Source organism: Pseudomonas sp. GW821-FHT09C10, from assembly GCF_059418085.1.
Map to the genome: position 1 here is coordinate 421,020 of NZ_JBWKPE010000001.1, position 21,366 is coordinate 442,385.

General features: G+C 57.4%; 30 protein-coding genes. 13 read left to right on the top strand and 17 right to left on the bottom strand.

Annotated features, from left to right (window positions below; all coding sequences use genetic code 11):
* Window positions 1-109: 109 nt before the first annotated feature.
* The 15 genes from AC07OT_RS01885 to AC07OT_RS01955 all read right to left on the bottom strand — a co-directional run bounded on the left by AC07OT_RS01885 (window position 110) and on the right by AC07OT_RS01955 (window position 9,653).
* Window positions 110-586, bottom strand: coding sequence for a phage virion morphogenesis protein (locus tag AC07OT_RS01885; RefSeq protein ID WP_495107277.1), 477 nt, complete (start codon window positions 584-586; stop codon window positions 110-112).
* Between the two features lie 10 nt (window positions 587-596).
* A complete protein-coding gene (locus tag AC07OT_RS01890; RefSeq protein ID WP_495107278.1) occupies window positions 597-1,427 on the bottom strand; it encodes a phage head morphogenesis protein in 831 nt (276 codons plus the stop codon).
* 1 nt (window position 1,428) lies between these two features.
* A complete protein-coding gene (locus AC07OT_RS01895; protein WP_495107279.1) occupies window positions 1,429-2,925 on the bottom strand; it encodes a DUF935 domain-containing protein in 1,497 nt (498 codons plus the stop codon).
* Complete coding sequence (locus AC07OT_RS01900; protein WP_145335499.1) at window positions 2,922-4,526, bottom strand: hypothetical protein; 1,605 nt, start codon at window positions 4,524-4,526, stop codon at window positions 2,922-2,924. Before AC07OT_RS01900 ends, AC07OT_RS01895 begins: the two co-directional genes overlap by 4 nt.
* Window positions 4,523-5,074 (bottom strand): phage protein Gp27 family protein, encoded by a 552-nt coding sequence (locus tag AC07OT_RS01905; RefSeq protein ID WP_495107280.1) that lies wholly within the window; start codon window positions 5,072-5,074, stop codon window positions 4,523-4,525. Before AC07OT_RS01905 ends, AC07OT_RS01900 begins: the two co-directional genes overlap by 4 nt.
* A 2-nt stretch (window positions 5,075-5,076) precedes the next feature.
* Window positions 5,077-5,370 carry a VpaChn25_0724 family phage protein gene (locus AC07OT_RS01910; protein ID WP_094066615.1) on the bottom strand — a complete coding sequence of 98 codons (294 nt, stop codon included), beginning with the start codon at window positions 5,368-5,370 and terminating at the stop codon, window positions 5,077-5,079.
* Entirely contained in the window at window positions 5,367-5,672 is a 306-nt protein-coding gene (locus AC07OT_RS01915) for a DUF2730 family protein (RefSeq protein ID WP_094066614.1), read from the bottom strand. The genes AC07OT_RS01910 and AC07OT_RS01915 overlap by 4 nt, the downstream gene beginning before the upstream one ends.
* Window positions 5,669-5,887, bottom strand: coding sequence for a TraR/DksA C4-type zinc finger protein (locus AC07OT_RS01920; protein WP_495107281.1), 219 nt, complete (start codon window positions 5,885-5,887; stop codon window positions 5,669-5,671). Before AC07OT_RS01920 ends, AC07OT_RS01915 begins: the two co-directional genes overlap by 4 nt.
* 6 nt (window positions 5,888-5,893) lie before the next feature.
* Window positions 5,894-6,364, bottom strand: a complete 471-nt coding sequence (locus tag AC07OT_RS01925) for a lysis protein (RefSeq protein WP_495107282.1) — start codon at window positions 6,362-6,364, stop codon at window positions 5,894-5,896.
* 339 nt (window positions 6,365-6,703) lie between these two features.
* On the bottom strand, window positions 6,704-6,922 hold the full coding sequence (locus AC07OT_RS01930; RefSeq protein WP_495107283.1) for a DUF7940 domain-containing protein: 219 nt from the start codon (window positions 6,920-6,922) through the stop codon (window positions 6,704-6,706).
* Window positions 6,919-7,407 (bottom strand): structural protein, encoded by a 489-nt coding sequence (locus AC07OT_RS01935; RefSeq protein ID WP_495107284.1) that lies wholly within the window; start codon window positions 7,405-7,407, stop codon window positions 6,919-6,921. Before AC07OT_RS01935 ends, AC07OT_RS01930 begins: the two co-directional genes overlap by 4 nt.
* A 153-nt stretch (window positions 7,408-7,560) precedes the next feature.
* Window positions 7,561-8,130: a helix-turn-helix domain-containing protein gene (locus tag AC07OT_RS01940; protein WP_495107285.1), complete on the bottom strand. Its 570-nt coding sequence runs from the start codon at window positions 8,128-8,130 to the stop codon at window positions 7,561-7,563.
* A gap of 94 nt (window positions 8,131-8,224) precedes the next feature.
* Window positions 8,225-8,770 carry a hypothetical protein gene (locus AC07OT_RS01945; protein ID WP_495107286.1) on the bottom strand — a complete coding sequence of 182 codons (546 nt, stop codon included), beginning with the start codon at window positions 8,768-8,770 and terminating at the stop codon, window positions 8,225-8,227.
* Complete coding sequence (locus tag AC07OT_RS01950) at window positions 8,767-9,210, bottom strand: hypothetical protein (RefSeq protein WP_449103653.1); 444 nt, start codon at window positions 9,208-9,210, stop codon at window positions 8,767-8,769. The genes AC07OT_RS01945 and AC07OT_RS01950 overlap by 4 nt, the downstream gene beginning before the upstream one ends.
* Before the next feature lie 8 nt (window positions 9,211-9,218).
* Window positions 9,219-9,653, bottom strand: a complete 435-nt coding sequence (locus AC07OT_RS01955; RefSeq protein WP_449103654.1) for a hypothetical protein — start codon at window positions 9,651-9,653, stop codon at window positions 9,219-9,221.
* Window positions 9,654-9,721: 68 nt separating this feature from the next.
* Here AC07OT_RS01955 and AC07OT_RS01960 point away from each other — a divergent pair, with 68 nt between their 5' ends.
* The 13 genes from AC07OT_RS01960 (at window position 9,722) to AC07OT_RS02020 (ending at window position 18,371) form a co-directional block, all read left to right on the top strand.
* Window positions 9,722-9,934: a DNA-binding protein gene (locus AC07OT_RS01960; protein ID WP_005789410.1), complete on the top strand. Its 213-nt coding sequence runs from the start codon at window positions 9,722-9,724 to the stop codon at window positions 9,932-9,934.
* 390 nt (window positions 9,935-10,324) lie between these two features.
* Window positions 10,325-10,804, top strand: coding sequence for a hypothetical protein (locus AC07OT_RS01965; RefSeq protein WP_495107287.1), 480 nt, complete (start codon window positions 10,325-10,327; stop codon window positions 10,802-10,804).
* Entirely contained in the window at window positions 10,801-11,103 is a 303-nt protein-coding gene (locus AC07OT_RS01970) for a helix-turn-helix domain-containing protein (RefSeq protein WP_069672605.1), read from the top strand. Before AC07OT_RS01965 ends, AC07OT_RS01970 begins: the two co-directional genes overlap by 4 nt.
* A 10-nt stretch (window positions 11,104-11,113) precedes the next feature.
* Window positions 11,114-12,043, top strand: a complete 930-nt coding sequence (locus AC07OT_RS01975) for a hypothetical protein (protein ID WP_495107288.1) — start codon at window positions 11,114-11,116, stop codon at window positions 12,041-12,043.
* A gap of 3 nt (window positions 12,044-12,046) precedes the next feature.
* Window positions 12,047-13,822 carry a TnsB C-terminal domain-containing protein gene (locus AC07OT_RS01980; RefSeq protein ID WP_495107289.1) on the top strand — a complete coding sequence of 592 codons (1,776 nt, stop codon included), beginning with the start codon at window positions 12,047-12,049 and terminating at the stop codon, window positions 13,820-13,822.
* Window positions 13,822-15,003, top strand: a complete 1,182-nt coding sequence (locus tag AC07OT_RS01985; protein ID WP_495107290.1) for an ExeA family protein — start codon at window positions 13,822-13,824, stop codon at window positions 15,001-15,003. Before AC07OT_RS01980 ends, AC07OT_RS01985 begins: the two co-directional genes overlap by 1 nt.
* 1 nt (window position 15,004) lies before the next feature.
* The gene (locus tag AC07OT_RS01990) at window positions 15,005-15,322 is read left to right on the top strand and encodes a hypothetical protein (protein WP_495107291.1); all 318 of its coding nucleotides are present in this window, start codon (window positions 15,005-15,007) and stop codon (window positions 15,320-15,322) included.
* On the top strand, window positions 15,319-15,798 hold the full coding sequence (locus AC07OT_RS01995) for a hypothetical protein (RefSeq protein WP_495107292.1): 480 nt from the start codon (window positions 15,319-15,321) through the stop codon (window positions 15,796-15,798). Before AC07OT_RS01990 ends, AC07OT_RS01995 begins: the two co-directional genes overlap by 4 nt.
* Window positions 15,791-16,408: a DUF3164 family protein gene (locus AC07OT_RS02000; protein WP_094066600.1), complete on the top strand. Its 618-nt coding sequence runs from the start codon at window positions 15,791-15,793 to the stop codon at window positions 16,406-16,408. The genes AC07OT_RS01995 and AC07OT_RS02000 overlap by 8 nt, the downstream gene beginning before the upstream one ends.
* Before the next feature lies 1 nt (window position 16,409).
* The gene (locus tag AC07OT_RS02005) at window positions 16,410-16,697 is read left to right on the top strand and encodes a hypothetical protein (protein WP_495107293.1); all 288 of its coding nucleotides are present in this window, start codon (window positions 16,410-16,412) and stop codon (window positions 16,695-16,697) included.
* Window position 16,698: 1 nt separating this feature from the next.
* The gene (locus AC07OT_RS02010) at window positions 16,699-17,388 is read left to right on the top strand and encodes a DUF2786 domain-containing protein (RefSeq protein WP_495107294.1); all 690 of its coding nucleotides are present in this window, start codon (window positions 16,699-16,701) and stop codon (window positions 17,386-17,388) included.
* Between the two features lie 183 nt (window positions 17,389-17,571).
* Window positions 17,572-18,012 (top strand): gp16 family protein, encoded by a 441-nt coding sequence (locus tag AC07OT_RS02015; protein ID WP_495107295.1) that lies wholly within the window; start codon window positions 17,572-17,574, stop codon window positions 18,010-18,012.
* On the top strand, window positions 18,009-18,371 hold the full coding sequence (locus tag AC07OT_RS02020; RefSeq protein WP_083266235.1) for a Mor transcription activator family protein: 363 nt from the start codon (window positions 18,009-18,011) through the stop codon (window positions 18,369-18,371). The genes AC07OT_RS02015 and AC07OT_RS02020 overlap by 4 nt, the downstream gene beginning before the upstream one ends.
* Window positions 18,372-18,561: 190 nt before the next feature.
* Here the strand turns inward: AC07OT_RS02020 and AC07OT_RS02025 are convergent, their stop codons facing one another.
* Together AC07OT_RS02025 and AC07OT_RS02030 are read right to left on the bottom strand one after the other, a co-directional pair.
* On the bottom strand, window positions 18,562-19,986 hold the full coding sequence (locus AC07OT_RS02025) for a polyurethane esterase (protein ID WP_141157719.1): 1,425 nt from the start codon (window positions 19,984-19,986) through the stop codon (window positions 18,562-18,564).
* 40 nt (window positions 19,987-20,026) lie between these two features.
* On the bottom strand, window positions 20,027-21,364 hold the full coding sequence (locus AC07OT_RS02030; RefSeq protein WP_495107296.1) for a TolC family outer membrane protein: 1,338 nt from the start codon (window positions 21,362-21,364) through the stop codon (window positions 20,027-20,029).
* Window positions 21,365-21,366: the final 2 nt, after the last annotated feature.

Sequence of the window (21,366 nt, forward strand, 5' to 3'; positions counted from 1 at the left end):
GAATCTCCTTTCACAATATGCGGGAGATAGCTTTATAAAGGCTTTACGAGGTTTTTTCGAGCTGTCTCCAGATGACCAGTCCAGTTTCTCCTAAAGATGCCTTGTGAGCCTAAATGCGGGCCGCTTGTTCCAAGTGCGTCAAAGCTAACTGGAGAATGGCTTCCTCTGATTCTTGCTGCAACGAACCATTGCCATCCATTGGAAGAAACGGTCTCCCAGGAATATCACCCCACAGGTGCGGAAAGGCCGATTTGCTACCTCCGAAATGCATCATGGCTGCATAGGGCTTGTTACTACCCACCAATGCCGAACTGTCATCCGCATGGCTGGTGACCGACGCCGCCAGCCCTGCCGAACTGATCTGCAACATCTGCCCAGGCCAATTACCTGTCTTCGCTCGCCGCTCCGTGGTCGTCTCTGAGAGGTCCGCCCAATCAGGCCGACCTTCTTCCGCAAAGTTCTCCTCAGTCTGACTAACCAACTCAGCAGCGATGCCGCGCATCAGCGGAGCGACATCTCCCACGGCCCACTCAACACGGCGCAGGGCGGCCTGCAGACGTTCGTGATCCAATTCAACAGTGATCATCTCAAATCCCCTACGCAGCCGTTTGTTTGCGTTTCAGCATGTCAGCGAGGCCAGCACCTGGTGCATGGTTGAACCCTGGGTCCGTACGGAAGGTAACTGCCTTACCTGCCGCATCCGTGGTGCGCAGGCCCGTGACCTCGGCGGTGCGTATCTCGCCAGTTCGTTTATCCGTGCCTGTTTCAACCGTTTCGGTGAACATACGGCCCTCACTTGAAACGATCCTCAGACCACGACGCTTCACCGCCGCCTCCGTAAGCGCAACGACACGACAGCGGCAGTTGAAACCATTCGGTGGAAAGATCGCCGCCCAGATCGGATCATCGTGGCGGAACGCCTGACCATGTAACGCTCGATGGCTCGGCCTTGTTTTTCCATCCAGAATGGCGACGTACATCCAATACGGATGGGTGTCCGTGGTTTCTTCCATGTCGGCCTTCCGGCCAGCCATGTAGGCGCTCTGCAGATTTGTCTGGTAGATCGTTCGAAGCCTGCGCGGACTGCCGAGCTGCACCAGCTCACCCACGCCTTGGCTATCAACGATTACCCGCTGGCCCCACCAACCTTGAGATTCCAGCGTTGGTTGCAGTGCGGCAATGAACTGTTTGAGCGTTTGCCCATCCTGGAGCGCCGTCTCCAGGGCGACACGAATGTCGGACAACAGATCGAGACGCATGGCCTTGGCCACGGTGAAGGCCTGGTCATGTGCCTGATCGAGCATTTCCTGCCAGTTCCACGTGATCGCATACCCTTTGGACTTCAGGTACTCCATAGCCTTTTCTGGCTCCAGGCCGAAAATCGCCTTAAGGTCAGCCGGGTTCACTGGTTTTGTAGCGCTGGCCATGTCAGCTCTCCCGGTCTGCGCTGGCGCTCAAGCGGCCCCAGGTGTCGGCGATGAACATCAAGCGTGCCAGCGCCTGCTCAAGGGCTTGGGTATCCATCTGGGGGTAGGCCTCGGCCAACAGCCCGAGCGCTTCGCTGTCTGCACGGCCACGTTGCAACGCTTCGATCAGTGGCCCTATTGCCCGTTCGCTTTGCTCCTGGAGCAACGACGCAGGCAGACCGTTTATGGCCTGGTCGAGTGCAACCTGGTCAAGGATCGGTTTGAGCGTGGATTCAGCGAACTCTGGGCCGATATCGGAAGGCATCGTTTCAACGATGTCGCCGTCCTGCAGGTTGTAGGTGCGTTTGAAGTATTGCGGGGTGAAGGTGACGCCTGACTCACTGAGGCTTTTGTCTCGCTCAGCCAGCACCTTATCAATCTCTTCCTGCTCCCACAGCTCGTAAACGGGAGCGATCACTTGTTCGCCAAAATTGATATCGACGATGCGACGAATCACAGCATTCAGTGATGCGGCAACAATTCCGGCATCGCCGTCACGAATATCCTTAGTGACCTCAGCCCCCGCCGTAGCGCTTGCACGGGTGCTGTCTTTCTCTGTGGTCTGGTTTTGCCCGAGCATGGCCACGTTGATTTCGCTGCGGCAATACTCCAACAGTTCACGGTAAACCTCTGCGCTGCCAGCCTTACCAGCGGCTTCAATGATCTGCACGCTGGAGTCATCAGGGATCGCCGCGACGGCGTCCTGCACCATCGCCTCCAAGCTATCGAGAAGCAGATCGGTCTCGCCGTCAGTGGCACCACGCGGGTGTTTTCCGATAACCCACGGGCTGCCGTACTTCTCGGTGAACTGCACCCAGAACTTCAACCCTCCCTTCATGAAGGTCGCGGGCCAGAAGCACATGCTGAGGTCCGGGAAACCGTATGGGTTCGCATAGGTAGCGTCCTGGCGAGCAACGATAAACCGCTGCGGGTCGCACAACTCGCCGTCCTGGCCTGCTTCTTTGGATCGAAAGCGCAGTTCGTTGTCCTTGTCATAGAAGAACCATTCTGCAGGTTTGCCGAGCAGGTCTTCCGGCACGAGGTTCATACCCAATGGCCGCCACATCAGTTCGACGGGCTGGTATCCAAACAGCGGCGCGTCGAGCAGTTCGCGGATGATGCGGTCCAGATCCAGATCCGTCAGCCAGTCGCGGATGAAGCGCTCAACCTTGATAGGCGCAGCGCCGCGTTTGATCCCGCGTTCCAGTGAAAGTACCGACGCTTTGCGGCGGCGGATATTGCCCCCAACCAAAGCCGAGCTACGCAAGTCACGATAGACCGTAATGTCCTTGCCCTGTGCCTTGAGGATCGGGTCAGGGTTTGGCAGGTTGGCGCCGCTGAAGCTGCCTGCATCGGATCGGCCACGGGTGGCGATATGTTGATTGAGCGTTGAGCCGCGCTTGGCTTCGGCAAAGCTTACGAACTCCGTGGGGCTAACCCACAAGCCTCTCTTGTTCATGCGAACCCCTGGGTGATGCGTTTGCCCTGACGGCGGCGACGTGATTTGACGGAGACCGGCCCGGAAGTGACCTCCAGCGTGGCAAAGTTGGCGAGCGCACCTGCGCCCGCGAAATCGCCATGGCGGTACAGGTCCGGGTCTTTTAGATCTTGGGAGCGGGCTTTAACGATCATAGGAATGCCGTCCACCTGCTCGATGGCGCGCACATCTTGGTGCAGGTTGTCGTCCTGGGGCATGGTGATGGTGTTGTCTTCAAATAGGCCGACGAACTTCGGCATCCAGGCGCCGTACCAGGCTCGACTGATTTTCACTTGTTTGATGAGGTTGTGGCCGAACTCGTCGGCGGTCTCTTCGGCGAGCGTTTCACCGTTACCTGACGCATCGAGTGCCGCGCCGCTGAAGCGGGGTAATCCACGCAGGGTGTAGAACAGCACGAGTTTCTGCTGACGCGCGGGAACACGATGCATCTCGATGACAAAGGGCACGTCTCGGTGGCGTGACTGGTCGACTGACATCGGGCAGGCAATGGAGAAGTCGCGGTGGCGGGCGTAGTCCATTCCCAGGTAGTGGCGCAGATCGAGAGGGAGCTGCTTTACCAACGGAGCCAAATACCGCTCTATCCAGTCTTCAACGTAGGCGTCGCGCCGTTGGACCGATTGCTGGGTGAAGTCGTCCGGCAGCGCCAGGCGCAGTACTTCTCGACCTGCTCGCATAGCGTCGTCGATCCACACGCCAGGAATGCAAACACCGTTGCCGTCCCGTGGGATCGCGTCCAGCTCTTCGCGCATCTGTGCTTTGCGCGGGCCGTAGGCATTGCGGATCTTCTTGTACCAGGCTTCCTTGCCTTCCGCTGTGGCGGGTTTCCCGGCCATGAAGCACACACGTTCATACAAACCGTTGGCCACCGCGTCATCAAACGTTGCCCGAAACACCTCAGCACTGTCCCCATAACGCTTGTCCTGGATGTCGTTGACCATCTGATTGAAAGGGTTGGATTTGCCGTTGTGGGTACTGATGATGACGATACGACCGCCCCAGATCAGCAAGGCAGTAGCGGCATCCAGCACGGCGGACACGTCACGGTGAAACGCTGCTTCGTCGATGATCACTTTGCCCTGCAAACCACGGACACCGGCGGGGTTACTCGAAAGTGCAACGATCTTGAAACCTGACGCATAGCGAATACGGTAGGCGTTGATTTTACGGGTGTTGCCTTCGTCGTCCTGGTCATCGAACAGGAACTCCTCAATCTGACTAACACCTGAGGTTTGAGCTTCTGCGATCACTCGGCTGAACTTGGCGCAGTAACCGATGAACTCAAGGCCCTTTTCCTTGGTGTCACCGATGTAGAAGCAATCCATGCCACCGGCCACATTCTGAGATGCGGCAGTGATCACCGAATCCAACGCTTCAGCAAAGGTGATGCCTGTACGGCGTCCCTTTTCACAGAGCTTTATCTGAGCGTCCAACGCCAACCAGGCGGACTGGTGGGCCATCAGGATGCCCTCTGCCAATGGGTTATAACCCTCGGGGATCTGACGAACGCTGGGTGGCAACTCGTCCCATTCGATGACACGAACAGTGCTAGACGATGGTTTCATTGCCTCACGCCCAAGAATTTCTGACGCCAGAACATAGCCTGGTCTTCTGTCATACCTTTGGCTTTCACAGCACTGTCCAGCTCAGCGGCTTGTTCCTGGAGCAATCGTTCGCGGGCGACTTTTTCGATGACCTGGCGTTCTTTCACACTCATTGTCCGCGCCTCCATGGTGGCCTTGGCGGCACGGGCCAAGGCCGAGACTTCGGCGATGGTGACCTCGTCCTTTTCATGTGCGCCCATCGCTGCCTGGTAAGTCAGGGTTGAAATCGCTTCCACCAGCAATACGCCGGTTTTGTCAGATGCATCCTCGCCAAAGGCACCGACAAAAGCTTCGGCCATCTCCCGCTGCTGGCGGACCTTGTCGGTGAGTTCGTCGAAGCCCAGCTTGAAGCGACCCAAGGCGCTGCGGCTAGGGGGCTTCTCATTGGGGAAGCGCCCCTGAATGTCGGCCAGCATGTCATCCAGTGTCATGCGATCTTCGCGCAGCAGCTTCTGGATGTATGCCTTGACCATGGGCGGCAGGCGGCTGATGGATGACTTGCCCGCCATGGTTACGCTCCTGGCCGCTTGATACCAGGCACGCGAGCGCGTCCTGCAGCAATGTCCTGCCCGCGCTCGGAGAGCGTGGCCACCATCACAGGGCCGACATCCTGAAGGGTCAACGCCCCTTGCTCGGCCAGCCAGTGCAGCTCAGTTTTGACTTGGTCGCGGCTGAGAGAGTGTCCGTAGCTATCAAGGGCCATGGTCAGCACGGAGCTGTTGGCACGGTAAGCGGTCATTTCCACCAGCAAGCGAAGCAACACTAAGCGGACATCCTGGCGGATGAAGTCGGAGTATGGAGTCATGTCTTCTCTCTCAGCAGGTAATCATTGATCCGGTCCAGCGAACGTGCCAAAGGGCCGAGCGCATCCTTCATTCCAGAAAGCTCGGCCCGCACCGCTTTCATATCTCCCAGCAGATCGGTGACGGCAGTTTGGTCAGGCAGATGCCGAACGTGTTCTTCCAGGGCGACAATCCTGGTACGCAGCACCAGCAGCTCCTGGGTGCTGGCTGCCTGGCGATTGGTGAGCCAGGTGTAAATGCCGATCACCGTGAGGACTACCCACTGCATGGCGGTGAAGCTGAAGTTCAGTTGTTCCAGGTTCATCGAAAACCCCGTCTATTCATGTGTTGTAAAGCGTCTTCACAGTCGCTGCAGTGTTCGGTGCCTGGTTCGTTCTGGCGGCGGTCCTCCGGGATCGCATCGCCGCATGCGTCACAGCGATAGGTTGAACGGCCAGATCGCCGTTGCAGCCCTTGGGCGTGAATTCGTGCTTCCGACTCATCGTCGTCCTGCTCTGTAGCGTGTTCGGCTACATCCATAGAGCGTCAGTCCTTTTTCTGTAGATCCAGCAAGCCGTTGAGTTGGGCGAAGTTGTTGCGGGCCCACACGCCGTAGTCCTGGGCGTGGGCAAGAATGTCTGCGGGAGTGACGCCGCTTTCCAATAGTTCGGCGTCAGTGCCGGGGGCGGCCCAGGGCGCTTGCGCAGGTTGGGTAGCAGTGGCGCCTGCTCCTGGGGCGGGCACACCAAGGGCGGTGTTGTAGTCGCGCAGCCAGCCAGCAGTGAACACGCAACGAGGGATAGGCTGAGCAGCTGCGCCAGGCGCAGGACGGTATTGGGTCGTGACATGGGGGATGCGCTCCTGGAGCAGTTGTTTCTCTTTGGCGTACTGGTCCATCAGGTTGAACAGCAGCGACTCGCTTTCGTTGGCTCGGGCAACCTGCTGCAGCAGCTGCAGGCGGTTGGCGCTTTCTGCTGCCAGGGCTTGCTCTGCGTGCTTGGATTTGAGGTCTGACAAAGCAGTCGCGCCCAAGGACTGGGCATAACGAAAGCCGAAGCCATACGCGATTGAACCGGCAGCTGAGGCGCTTAGCAGGCATGCGAGCCCGACAGCAGCGAGCCGAGCCGGTAAGGGCCAAACCAACTGCTCAAGCGCGCCCATGATGATGCCTCTGGCGGTTGCGTGATTTGCGCGCACGACGTTTGGCAGCGACGATGCCGGTCTTGCCGTGCCGATAGGAGGGTGTGACTGACGCCCTGGTCCAACTGCCGACGGCGGAACTGGACACGGGCCAGCGAGGCACCCACGTAAAACTCGCGAGCAATGCCGAAAAGAGACGGCCAAACAAGTTGAACTTCATGCCGATGCCCCCTGATCCGGACCTTGCTTGATCAGGCGAGCGACGAAAAGCACCAGCGCCAAACCGCTGTTGAGGGCGGTATAGGCACGTGGTGAAAGTTGGGCCTGCCACATTGGCAGCAACTCAAGTTGAGCGAACCCCAGCAGCGCGATCAGGATGGTGATCTGGACGCTGTAGAGCCGGTAGCAGCAACGCCAGCCGCAGATGGGTTTCATGCCGCCACCCCATGCTTTGCCCAGCGCTCAATACCAGCGAGAGCCAGCCCATCGGCAATGATTGCATCGCCATACCAATGACCACCGGGCAATGGGCCTGGGCCGTTTTCATGACGGACGATGGCGCTGACAAGTGTGCGCATGACGTCGAAGTCGTACACGTCCACGCCTTCATAGTCAGGGTGAAGGCCAAGCGCACGTGCCACGCTAGCCGTGTAGGCATTGGTGTTGTTTTCGGAGGGTGGCGCCCAGCGTTCGATGAACTCGCGCACGGTGTCAATGCGGCTGCCGTCCTTGGCCAGGCGCTTGTCCTGATAGGTGATCAGCACGCGGGCGATGGCACGGATACCCCAGCGCGGGGCGGTGAACTGGACGAACTCCGTGTCGCCCTGGGCGATGGCCATACCTTGCCAACGCACGCCCTTGGCATGGCGGATATTGCCGGGGTTGAAGTTGCGGATACCGCGAGGGGTTTCGGGTCGCATGGGACGCCTCCTGTAAAGGCGCCGTAGGTTTCAGGCGCCAGAAATACACACGCCGCCATGATCGGCGGCGTGGGAGAGGAAGGCTTTTAATCGGGTTTAAAGAGAGGCTGTGAACAAAAACGTAGGTCGTTGAGAGACGACGCCTTACGCAGGCTAGGCCCTTTTTTTGTTATCTGGATCTAGCGCGTATATACGCCCTTTAGGGGTTAGCTCCCAATAGTTGTAATAGTTAGCATCATACTCAGTGTGTATTAGATACTTGCTGGTAAGAACATCAATGGCAGCCTGAGTTGGGAGCGGCGTGAGATTAAGCTGATTCATAATGTCCTGATCATCAGGACGTTGGTTTTTTTCGAGCAGTGCAGCGATTGTCATGAGCACGGAATGCTCGGTATCACTAAGCTGTGGCGTTGCAGGGGTTCTCTTGGGTGGGTTTTTAAGTCTCTCGATCTCAAAATTAGCTGCTTGCAATGCTTTGTTTTTGAAATAAAACAACAAAAATAGGGACAGTGCCAAGACCAAAATACTTAGTAGGCACCATAAAGGTGTTGGTATTTCTTGCTGGAGGAGAGCTATTCCATATAGGACGCCGCCCCACAATGTAGACAAAATCGTAAAGTCAAGGAAGTGGTCGAGAGCTTTGGTTGCACCCCAGGCAATGACAAAAAACACACCCGACCACACAGCTTTTTTTATTGATGACGCTGTGAAGATTCCATTCATGTTCATTTCTAGTTCCAAATACTAACGTGTGCAAGCCCCCCCGTGTGGGGGCAGCGTCCAATAATCGACGATTCGAATGATAAAACTCTATCCGCTAGCGTTTACAATGATCGGGCTTAGCTTTTTCAACCATTTCCTTTGTCTTTGGATCAACGCCAAAAACTGTTAGGCATTCTGATTTTTGGTTGTCTTTTAGGGATTCGGTAGAGACATTAGGTAGAGCGCTTTTTAAGCATTCGGCACTGTTCGCTCGGAATTGTTGTAGCGCTTCCGATAACGAGCCTGGTACAGACTCTGTACCACCTCTACGGGCAGCAACAACTTGCGCTTGCCACCAGCTTTGAGCATAAACACCTGCAGCACTGCAATGCCCTAAGGGATCAAGAGTTGATGATCCAAACAACGCCTGGCCCGAATTGACCAGGGATTTAAAGTGTTGGCTATGGGCCGCGACGGCTTTCAGTTCACCTGTCTTCAGTATTGCCGAACCGTCGTTCATCGCTCGATCAAGCAGATTCATCTGAGTCGAGGCTTTTTTGAATGAGTCTGGACCAGGTTCGGTAAACGGAGAAGCGTTGCTGACCGAGGAAAGTATCAGGCTAAAAGCGCCAATAAGGCTCGTTACTGTACCGGCCCTCATTGTTTGCTCCCTTTTATCAACCTGAGGATAAGTTTACCGGCAAGAGACAACGCTTCAGCACCGTTAAGCAGCCACCACTTCTGAAAGGCACTCCAAGCAGCCGCCCCGAGGATAACAATCAGCGTCGCAATAGCTCCCAACTCGAAAAAACTAACAGGCGGAAAACCTGGAGCGCGGCCATTCAACCACTGCAGCAATACGCCCCACACCACCATAATTGCAAAGCCATAACGCAAGAGCCGTTCGTTACGAGCTTCTGTCTGAAGCTCGTGGCGGCAATGATTGCAGATGCTCACGTCGGCGCTTACAACCCGATCTTCGCATCGGGCGCAGGGTTTGATGGCTACCTGCATAAGCTGCTCGGGCGTCAATTTCAAAAACGTGTTCTGTTCGTAATAGTCGCGTCCTGCTACTCGATTGTTATCCCCATTGATGCCCATTTCCCATATCACTCCTTTGTATTGAAATCTCGCCCTGCTACTCGGTGACCAGATCCGGAAACGGTTTGAGTATTCGTGCGCGATGCCTGCTTCGATTCTCCTAAGGCAGTGATTTCCCCTGTCAGCATGGCCGCGAGCGCGCGTTTTTTGCTCGGGGTATCAAGCGCTCGGTATCCATCGAGCAGCACTTCTTCATCAGGTGCCAGTTTGCTGGGCAGATGCTGAGTGCGATCACCAGTTAGGACATACATCGCGTCCACACCGATAACCAAGAGGTTCGCCACAAGGTCTGCCGGGCACTTTTGCCTGCCCGATACAACGTCTTTGAGCCTCTGAGGGCTCGATTCATTTGCAGCACGAGATGCCGCTGCCAGCGAAAGGCCGCAGCGGTCGATTTCTTCGCGCAGCCTTTCGTGTATTAATCCCACCAAATCAGTTGACACGGTGTATATATCCCACCAAAATAATTCACACAAACATCAATCATCTTTGCATCACAGGAGCCACCACCATGGCCACCCATGCCAAAGCCCTATCCGCCGACCAGGTGAAAGAAAACTTCCGTCGGGTTGGCAAAACCATCACTGAATGGGCTACCGAGAACGGCTACACCCGTAACGAGGTGTACCGCGTACTCAATGGCCAAGCCAAAGCCCATTACGGCAAGGCTCACGATATTGCGGTGAAGCTTGGACTTAAACCTTCATCGGCGTTGGCAGCGTAATGGCTGCCGTGCAGATGGACGTCGACCGCTTCGGCTTCTTGCTTGTCGCGTCGTTGATTGGCGCGCCACGCGGGCTTCCGCCAACTGATCGCACAGCCAGCCCAGCGTTCTTGTGGCTTCGGCCTCAATTGATTGGCCTGACCAACGAATCGGTCTTAGGGCCTGTTCAAGGCTCTCAGCCGTCACAAGACCTTCAACCTCAAGAACTGCCGCAAGGCGTAACCAGCCCTGCGCCAAAGCATTCACTTGCGCCTCAAGCGCATCAATACGGTCGGTCATAGCCATGTCTCAGTTTGCGAATGTACCGCAAAACTTTGCAGCTGGCGCAACCCGTTTGGCTAGTTGCAAAAAATGCATTTGTTTGGAAGGCCGTCTGCTGGAGGGTTTCCAATGAATCGTCGTCGCTGGAAGAACGTTCGTCCTACATCGCTGCGCCACGCCCTAGAGCTGTGCAAGGACTTTGCAATCGATGCTCACAATAAAAGCGTGCAGCGTATCGCTGATGAGATGGGCCTCCCTGATCACTGGGCGCTTTATAAATGGTTACAAACTGGCCGCATGCCCGCCAACTTAATTCGCCCCTATGAGCGTGTTTGTAACTGCGATTTCGTCACTCGTTGGATCGCGGCAAGTGCAGGGCGGCTGACTATAGAAATACCCACCGGGCGTAATTGCACCGCCCAGGACACCCAGGCCCTACAAGAACTGCTGACAACCGCCGCTGGGAAGCTGCTTGCTTTCTACGCCAAAAACAGCGAGGCCGACGAAACCCTAGCCGCTATTCAGGCCGCTATGGAAGGGCTCGCCTGGCACCGGGGCAATGTCAGCCAAACCCAACACCCACAACTTGAACTGGAGGGTCAGCCATGAGCCGCACCGCCTCAGGAGCTGCCCGTGTGCTGGGCGTGCTGAAAGCTCTCAAGGGCCACACCGTCACAGGTCTTAGCAATACCGAGCTGGCTCAACTGACCAAGGACAGCCCGAGCAACATCACACGCGCTATGCAGACCCTGATTGAAGAAGGGTTGGCGGTGAAGCTGGACAACGGTCGGTTTGCCCACTCAGTGGCAATGCTGCAAATCGCCCAGGCCCATGCTGAGCACATGGCTCGCCTGACCCAACGGATGCAAGAAATCAATCAGCGCATAGCCGCTGGCTCAATGAATTAAGGAGACCACCATGGCACGAGCTAAAGCCCAACCTACCGCCCCAATGGAATTGCCTGCTTTGAATGGTGAAGTACTGACGGCCACTCAAAACTCTATGGCCACGGCAATAGCATCACATACCGACGAGCGCGACCTACTTAATCAGCTCCTCGGCCAAGCTCAGATGGCAGAGTCATTTTCAAAGTTTTCGCTGACCGTCAGCACTTCCAAATTGGCCTACGTAAAGGAAAGCAAGCTGTATCGGGCCTTAGGCGGAAAGAAAACCGCTGACGGTCAGCAGTTTTCAGGAACGTGGGATGAGTTTTGTTCCTTGCTTGGCCGCTCCCGTCAGCAAGTTGATGAAGACATAGCAAACCTTCGGACCCTTGGGGAAGATGCCCTGGAATCTATGTCCCGCATGGGTATCGGCTACCGCGAAATGCGCCAGTACCGCCGCCTACCTGAGGACGCCCAAGCCGCCCTGATCGAAGTCGCCAAGGCTGGTGATAAAGATGCCTTCGTCGACCTGGCCGAAGAAATTATTGCCAAACACGCCAAGGAAAAATCCGAACTCACCCAACGCCTGGACGAGGTTAACGCCGACTACGACGCCCAAGGCGAAGTCATGGCGAAGAAGACCAAAGAGCTGGACAGCACCAAGCAGGAGCTGGAGAAGCACCGTAAGCGCATCCAGACCGCAACGCCGGACGACGTCATCAAAGAACTGCGCACCGAGTTAGTTGCCCTTCAATTTGAAGTGGAGGCCAAGATCCTGGGCGAGCTGCGCGAAGGGTTTTCCAAAATGGCGGAACACGCCGCCGACAATGGCCAGGACCATCGCGCCTATCAGGCCGACTTGATCCTGCAGTTGGAAACAACCCTGGCCACTGTACGCAGCGAGTTTCATCTGCCCCATCACCAGGGCGCTAACCCTGTGTGGATGGACCAGGCAGAGGCGTAACCCATGAACCCGGTACAGACCCAGCAACTGGCCCAGATCGCCCAACGGGCAGCCAATGCCCCGCACGGTCAGCGCACCGCCATTTACAAGGCTGGCGCAGCCGAGCTGGGTGTTTCCCTTCAAACCCTACAGCGCAAGCTCAAGGAGGTTGCGGTGAGCAAACCCCGTAAACGTCGCAGTGATGCAGGCAACAGCGCGTTGCCCTTGGATGAGGCGCGCATGATCTCAGCCGTGTTGTTGGAGTCCATCCGGGCTAACAACAAACAGCTGTCCACCATTGAGCGAGCTGTTGAGCGCCTGCGTAGCAATAACTTAATTCTCGCGGGCCGCGTGGATGAGGCGTCAGGAGAGTTTCGGCCATTGACTAACGGCGCCATCAGCCGAGCCTTACGCACTTACAAGCTGCACCCGGAACAGTTGCTGCACGATGCACCCGCCGTGTCGCTGGCCAGCAAGCATCCCAATCACGTCTGGCAGGTCGATGCGTCAATCTCGACGCAGTTCTACCTGGCGGACGATGGCGCACGGGTGATGCTCAAGGCCGAATTCTATGATGGCAAACCGGGCAATCTGAAGAAGATCGAACGCCAACGTCTTTGGCGTTACGTGATCACCGACCACACCAGCGGCACGTTGTATGTCGAGTACGTGCTGGGGGCAGAGTCGGCTGAGAACCTGTGCAACGTGCTGATCAACGCTATGCAGAAACGCAGCGAGTCAGACCCATTCCACGGCGTGCCCTGGATGCTGATGACCGACCCCGGCGCCGCCATGACCAGCGGGATCTTCCGCAACCTATGCCGCGCTATGTCCATTGAACTGATCATCAACCAGGTCGGCAACGCTCGGGCCAAAGGGCAGGTGGAACAAGCTCATAACATCGTTGAACGCGAGTTTGAGAGTGCACTGAAATTCCGGGCCGCCAGCAGCCTGGAGCAGATCAATGACTGGGCCGGTCAATGGATGCGCTATTTCAACGCGACCGCCATTCACACCCGTACCCGCCGCAGCCGCTACGGCGTGTGGCAGATGATCAAGCAAGACGAATTGCGCCTGGCGCCCAGTGTTGAGGTTTGCCGCGAGCTTGCGGTCAGCACGCCGGAGCAGCGCAAGGTCAGCAACCTGTTGCGGGTTTCGTTCCGAGGGGATCAGTTCGATGTCAGCTCGGTGCCGGAGGTGATGGTGGGCGACAAGCTGCTGATTACTCGCAACTGCTGGCGCGATAAGGACTCAGCCATCGTCGTGATGATCGGCGCCGACGGTCGCGAGCATTACCACGTCGTTGAGCGGATCGGCATGGACCAATTCGGCTTTGCTCAGACGTCAGCGACCATCGGTGAGCAATACAAGCGCCATGCGGAAACACCTGCGCAAACCTCGCGCAAGCTGCTGGAGCAGATCGCTACCGGCACTACCAGCGAGGTCGACGCACAGGCAGCCCGTAAGGCCAAGACCCTTCCATTCGGTGGGCTCATTGACCCGCACAAACACGTTACCAACACCGTGCTGCCAGCCTACCTGCCGCGTCGTGGCACGTCCCTGAACGTCAACGCTCCGACTGTCGAGCATGCACTTTTGTCGCACGTCGAGGCCGCGAAATTGCTGCGTCCGCGGATGGCGAATCTTTGGTCAGCCGAGACATTCAGTTGGCTGCAGCAGCAGTACCCGGAGGGCATTGCCCAAGAGCAGCTCGACAACATTGAAGCCGAGCTGAAACGACCTGTAGAGGTCATGCGAAAACCGCTCAGCCTGGTTCGGGCTGCGGTTGGAGGTGAGTGATGTTGAAACTGAAGCACGTTTTACAAGGGGTGGGCCGACCTCAGTCGGCCCTGGCTGAGTCGCTGAAACTCAGTGAAGCCGCTATCGCCCAGTTGCTGAATCACGGCCAATGGCCACGGAGCTTAGATAGCGCCGATCTGCAGGGACGCATCCGTATGTTCCTGACCGAGTCTGGCGTCAACGATGCCGATATCGCAAACGCCTTTGAAGAAGTGGATCTGCCGTGCGCCAACACGGCAGATCCGGCCCTTAAGAAAGAGCCGTCCGGGGAGGACGAACCTATGTTACTGCCAAAACAAACTCTGCTGCCATCTACCCGCAAGGCATTCAGTCTTTTCCGCGATCCGTTTGATGAGCTTTCCTGTGCCCAGGACATGTGGGTGAGCCCGGATATTCGCTACGTCCGTGAGGTGATGTACCAAACCGCACGGCACGGTGGGTTTCTGGCGGTTGAGGGTGAATCGGGTGCGGGTAAAAGTACCTTGCGCCGCGACCTGGTTAACCGGATCGCAGAAAACAACGACCCGGTGTTGATTATCGAGCCCTATGTATTGGCCTCGGAAGATAACGATACCAAGGGTAAATCGCTGAAAAGCACTCACATTGCCGAGTCAATGATGGCGGCAGTCTCGCCCCTGACCAAACCTAAGAACAGCCCTGAGGCGCGCTTTGCCCAGCTCCACAAGGTGCTGAAAGACTCTTTCGCCGCAGGCTACCGCCACTGCCTGGTCATCGAGGAGGCCCACAGTCTGCCGATCCCGACACTCAAGCATCTCAAGCGCATCTTGGAGCTGGAGATGGGTTTCACCAAGCTGGTCAGCATCATCATGATCGGCCAGCCCGAGCTGAGTGTGAAATTGAGCGAGCGCAACGCCGATGTGCGCGAGGTGGTCCAGCGATGCGAGCGCGTCACGCTGCCGCCAATCGAAGGCGCACGTCTGGAAGAGTTCTTGAGGTTCCGCTTCGAGCGTGCCGGTAAATCGCTGGACGAGGTAATCGACGCCAGTGGCATCCAGGCCATTACAACGCGCCTGTCCCAACCAGACCGCCGTGGTGGTCGCGACGACACAGTCTCGCTGCTGTATCCGCTGGCCATCGGCAACCTAGTGATCGCCGCGATGAACCTGGCCACCCACCTCGGTGTGCCGACAGTCACCGCCGATGTTGTGAAGGGGGTGTGAGATGGCTGCGTTCTATTTGGTCAGCGTGCAAATGACTCAACCGCTCAGCATCCTTGCGGAGGAGTTCCCGGTGAAATTGTCAGCTTTCAACGAACTGACCCGCGATATTCGCGATGCCGGTATTGGGATCAAGCACCTGGTGCTGGTGGACAACAAAATCTTTATCGATCAGGGCAGCGTTGAGCTGTTCTTGCGGCGGTTTGGACATGAACTGCGTGGGTTGCGTTACACGCCTGCTGGGCGATTCACACGTAACACCGTGACGGTGCGTGGTGTTGATGTGGCTTGGTACTCCTTGGTAAAGGAGCAAGACCAATGAATCACGCACTCGATGTCTCGATTAAAACCCTGAGAGCGGCTGTTGACTGCAAGGTCCCGTCCTTGTTCTGGCAGGAGGCAATGACGCATGTGGCTGTATTACTGGACCATGTTGAGCAGGTGCCTGACTCATCACAGGCGTTAGAAGCCGCTCATACGGCCATTGCTGAAGATCGCTTCCCGGACGCTATCCAGCATTTGCACCAGGTCATGAACTGCCTGCACGCCGAGTGCAGCGAACACGTTATCCAGTTAGCCGGTTTGTTGGTGGCATTTGACGCGGCTCTGGAGCGACTTCATTTCCTTTGGCTGGAGATTGGCTTCAACCGAATCAGTGGATGGATGATCACGGTATACGACAAGGCTGGCGGTGTAGAGCGTGTCGTTGTGCAGGCACTGGGCCTGCACGCTGACGACGTCTGCCAATGGGCCACCTTGCATCTTCAAGCTCTTATAAAGGAGAGCAGCCATGTCTGACTTCAAGATTCCAGAAGGTTTCGTCCGCAATGCCGTAGGTCATCTGGTCCCAGTCGACCAGGTACGTGACCAGGACAAACTACGCGACCAAGTCGCCCGCGAACTGGCTGAAGACGCGAAGGCGCTGAACCTGGCGCTGAAGAACTTCAAACAAAAATCGCTCGGTGACGTGGCCGATCTGATCAGTATTGCCGGTGAGCGCTACGGCGTTCAGATGGGCGGTAAGAAAGGCAACGTCACCATCGCGACCTACGATGGCCAGTTCAAAGTGCAGCGCTCATATGCTGACCGGCTGACGTTCACCGAGGAAATGGAAGTGGCGAAGGTCTTGGTCTACGACTGCATTCGGGCATGGAGCAAGGGCGCGGACGGCCATTTGCTGGCTATCGTCGACAGGACTTTTAGTCCAAACCGTAACGGACAGATCAAGACCTCTGATGTGCTCGACCTGCTGCGTCTGGAAATCAATGACGACAACTGGAAGGCGGCGATGCAGGCGGTAAAGGATTCGATCCTGGTCACGGGGAGCGCCGTGTATATCCGTGTATATGAACGGATCGGCGACTCGGACAACTACAAAGCGATCCCTCTTGACCTAGCGGTGGTGTGACATGACTGATCTGGCCAAAGCAAACATCCGCGACCATAACGTCTTGGAGATTATCGAAATGCTCCAGCAGTGGCATGCCAACCGCATTGAGAAACTGCAGATGATTGTGCAGGCACCTTCGGATACCGAGTTGGTGTTGCGCGGAAAGAATGGGCAGCAAGTTTCACTGATCGGCGAGGAACGTAAGGGCTTCAAAGCTGGTTGCGCCACAGCACTGGAACTGTTTGGCAAGTTCCCACTGACCATGACCAAGGTCGCCAGCGACGACACAGACGCGGAGCAAGAGTGATATGGACAACAACCGCACTCTGGAAAAAATCAAAAAATGCCTGGAGATGGCCAAGTCCAAAACCAGCAACCCCCACGAGGCTGAGACCGCATTACGCCAAGCCCATAAGCTGATGGAAATGTACAACCTGGAGGTGGGTGATGTACTCGCCAGCATGGCGAGCGAGCACACAATCCTTGCGGGCTCTGAGGGTTCTCCACCTGTTTGGCGTGTGCGCCTGGCCCAAGTCTGCGCAGATGCATTCGGTACCAGGATCATCATTTCCAATCCTCGGTGGAGTGCCGCGCGCTTCATCTTTGTTGGCTGTTCAGCCGCACCTGAGCTGGCCGGTTACGCGTACCAGGTACTGGGGCGCCAGCTGCAGAAAGCACGCCGTGACTTTCTGGACACTCAGAAGCGTTGCAAGCGCTCGACCAAAGTTGCCCGAGGTGACGCGTTCGCTAACGGTTGTCTGGATGCTGTGCACAGCAAGATTCAGGCTTTCGCGGGAGTTGAGGACAATATCGCGGAAGCAATCGAAGCCTTCATGCAGAAACATCACCCTGAGTTGGAGAGCGTCGAACTCAAGCGCCGCAAGGTCAAAGCACGCAATGAGGGTGCCAGTGATGCCGGTTATGAGGCTGGTAAATCCGCTCAGCTGCACCAGGCGGTGAATCACCAGCCTCGTGCACGCTTAACCATGGGGCTTTGAAATGACCACGACCAGCACAGGGAAACTTTCAGCCGGTGTATTGGAGTTCCTGGCGATCTGCGATCAGTGCCAGCGCCCCCGGAACACCGGCAACCACACCAAATGCAGCAAGGCTCGGCAACAGATTCACGCTGCCCGAAACCAGCAGAGCAATAGCGCACGTTCGACGCAGGGAGGTGCCCAGTGAAAGCCGCGCCTTCCAACCCGAACCGCCTGCGCTTGATCAAGCTGATCCATGTCGCCCGACGTGAGCTACGCATGGAAGATGACACCTATCGCCTGATGCTGGCTGGCATGAAGGGTTTGGACGGCGCAACGTCCACCGCTGATCTGAGCGTTCCAAACCTGCTCAGGGTTTTGGAACAGCTCAAGCTAAAGGGTTTCAAGGCTCGTCCAAACAAAGAGCAGAAGCGGCCTCTGGCCGACGACATCCAATCGAAGAAGATCCGATCACTGTGGTTGGAGCTGCACGGCCTGGGTGCGGTGCGCGACCCCTCCGAGGCGGCTCTGGCCAAGTTCGTACAGAGCATGACTCGTGTCGAAGCGCTGCAGTGGCTGACCACGGCCCAGGCAAGCCGGGTCATTGAGAACCTGAAACAATGGATGGGGAGAGTCCAGCAATGAGTACATTACGCGGCAGTGATCTTTTGAGCGAAGCCGTCGAGCCTATTGCCAAAGTGATTCGCGACACTCTAGGGGTCAGCCCCGAACTTGCCGAAGCGACGAGCGTGGAAATCACCACGCTGTTCGCATTTTTGTGGGGGGGCCAGGTGGTATACGTCCCGAAGGGCGTTTTTATCCAAGCTTCGAAGCTCCACCAAAAAATCTACGATGACTTCACAGGACGGAATCACCACCAGGTGGCGACGAAGCACGGCGTCTCTGTTCAGCACGTATATACAGTGGTGAAACGTATGCGACTGGCAATCATCGCCCGTGACCAGGGAGACTTATTCCCACCACCGGACGACGAACATGCTTGAGCCCAATAGGATCTAAGCCCCGTTACATGCCCCCGCCAGCAGCAACTGATCGGGGGCCACTTCCAATTGCACTAGCTGCAACTCCATTTCACAATCCATCCCAACCCAGGCCAGCGTATCCCGGATTAGCTCGGGTTTACCTCACCACCCCCTATGGATTTATCTCAGTCCTAAACACCCTCCCACCGTTTTAACCGATCACAATCCCCTCCCCCGACAAGCCAACCACCCCCACCAACGTCACCGAGTCCGCGCCAAAACTGATCACCGTATCCCCGCCCACGACCTTGGCGTGATCACGGTAATCCGCACTCCCCTCAACGTCCCTGAACACCAGCTTGTCCGTTGCTTGATAGCCGATAATCCGGTCCTGGCCAAACGGCCCGCTGAACAAAAAGGTGTTATGCCCGCTGCTGTCGCGGATCGTGTCATTGCCCTTGCCGCCCTCGATGAAGTCCGCGCCCTTGCCGCCCTGGATCAGGTCATTGCCGTCGCTGCCAATGATGTAGGTATCGCCCTTGTGCGGTTCGGCATTGCGGTTGAGGTCCTGCACCCAGGTGGTGGCGCGTGCCGGGTCGGACAGGTTGGCGACGATAATCGTCGAGTCGCGGCTCATCTGCCCATAGAACCCGGACTCGAGGATGCGCGTCATCCCATCGCCATACCCCGTAGGCAAATGGGAGATCCAGGTCGGCAGGTTGGTGATGGAAAACGGCAGCACATTCCACAGCGTCGAAGCGTAGTGGTCGTTGAAGCTGACGATATTGTCGGTGGTCGATTCATGGGGTTTGTCATGCACGCCCAACGATGACCAATTGAAGGATGAGCCGTCCAGCGCCCGGAATACCGGGTCGTTTTCGTAGCCGATATTAAGCACCTTGTCGCCGGCGCTCTGGGTCGGCGAGGCGTAGGCCAGGTAGTTGGCGTCCTGGTAGAAACCTGCCCATTTGCTGCTGCTCAAGTCGGCCATGCTGTTGACCGCCAGGCCGCCCAGGCTGTGGCCGCTGACCACCACGTCGTGGCCGCTGAGGCCGTGGGCACTGGCGTAGTCGGCGACGTTCTTGAGCAGGCCGCCAAAGGCTTCGCCGGCGTAGTTCTTGGCGTAATCCTTGGGCCCCAAGGCCGCGAGCAGATCGCTGACCAGATCGCCAATGGAGTCGCTGACCAGCGTTTCCCGAGGGCCCGACGTACCGCGAAAACCGATACCGATTTCCAGCAACTTGCCGGCGTCATCGTACTTGCCCAGCACCTCGACCTGGGCCGTGGTGTAGCCAGCCTTTTCGCCGAAGAACGTACCGCGGGCGTCGACCTTGCCGGTATAGCCCAGGGTGCTGGCGCTGATGGGGGTCCAGCCTGCAGCCTGTACGGCGTCCAGGGCGGCTTTTTCCGAATCCGGGTTCCAGGGAATGCCGGGAATCACGCCCTGGGAATCCGTGCTGCCCAGCAGTGCGCCCACCAGCGTGGCGGGCAAACCGAGCCCCAGACCGTTGTGCTGGTAGCCCACGGCAAAGCCGTTATCCAGGTTGTGGTAGGTATACAGCGTGATCGCCATGGCATCGGCGAACAACGCTTTGGAGCCCTCGGCCCCGAGGTTTTTATAGTCAAACACGCCCATGGTCTTGCCTCTCTGTTGTTGGAGTTGTCGAGAAAGTCAATTAATGCGGTGCCGGCCCGAACGCCTCATCCACCTTGGCCAGGTCGGTGTCGCGCAGGTTGCCGGCGTAGTAGTGCAATTTGGTCCAGGCCATCAGGTAGTCGTAACGCGCCTGGGCCAGGTCGCGCCGCGTGCTGTAGAGCTGTTGTTCGGCATTCAGCGCATCGAGGTTGACCCGCTCGCCACCGAGGATGCTCTGTTTGGTCGACACCACCAGCGCTTGCGCCGAGGCCAGGGCCTTTTGATAGGCGCGCAGTTTGCTCACGCCGGACAGACAGGCACTGAACTGCCGACGCAGTTCGATCAGGGTCTCGCGGGTCTTGCCTTCCAGCTCATACTCGGCCTGTTCCATGGCGCGGCTGGCCTGGCGAGTGGACGCGGAGATGCCGCCACCGGCATACAACGGCAGGCTCACTTCGACGCCGATGGTGTTGGTGTCGTAGCGCTGGTTGTAGGTGTTGCCGCTGTCGGACTCCTGCTGGCGCGAACTGGCATACGCAGTGACCTTGGGCAGGTGCCCGGCGCGGTTACGCTCCACTTCATAACGCGCGACTTCCAGGGCCTGGCGCTGGGACGCCAGCGTGGGGTTGTTGCTGATCGCCAGTTCATGCCAGGTGTCGTAGTTCGCCGGGGTCAAGGTGAACGCGGCAAAGCCTTCGTTCAACGGGGCGAGGTCGTGGATATTGACGCTTTGCACACCGATCAGCGCGCCCAGTTCTCTAAGCGAGGCATCCTGTTCGTCCAACGCCTGGATCTCTTCGGCGGTGGCCAGCTCATAGCGCGACTCGGCTTCGAGGATATCGGTGCGGGTGCCCTCGCCCTGCTGGAACAGGTGCCGGTTCTGCTGGAACTGCTGCTCGAAGGCTTTCTTCTTGGCCCGTGCGATGTCGATCTGGTCCTGGGCAAACAGCGCCTGGGTGTAATAGCTCAGCACCCGCACCAGCAGCGCCTGGCTCTTGTCGCGAAAGCTTTCATCGGCGAACAGCGCCTGGGCCACGCCCTTGCGGTAGTTGGCGTAGGCCTCATAGTCGAACAGCGGCTGTTGCAGGCTGAAGGTCGAGCCGTAGCTGTTGTAGTTGCGGTCGTCGTGGTAATTGCCGCCGCGCCCGTCGGGCAAGGTGGCCTGGGAGTTGTTGCGGCCCTTGTTGTAGTTATACGACAGCTTGGGCAGCAAGCCGGCGCGGCCGATGGTGCGGTTTTCCAGGCCGGCGTCGCGCTCCTTGACCGCACCGAGAAACACCGGATCGTTACGCAAGGCCTGCTCGTACACATCGAACGGGCCCATGGCGGCCTGGGCATGGACGCAGGTGAACAGCAAGGCGATGAACACAGCTTTCATGC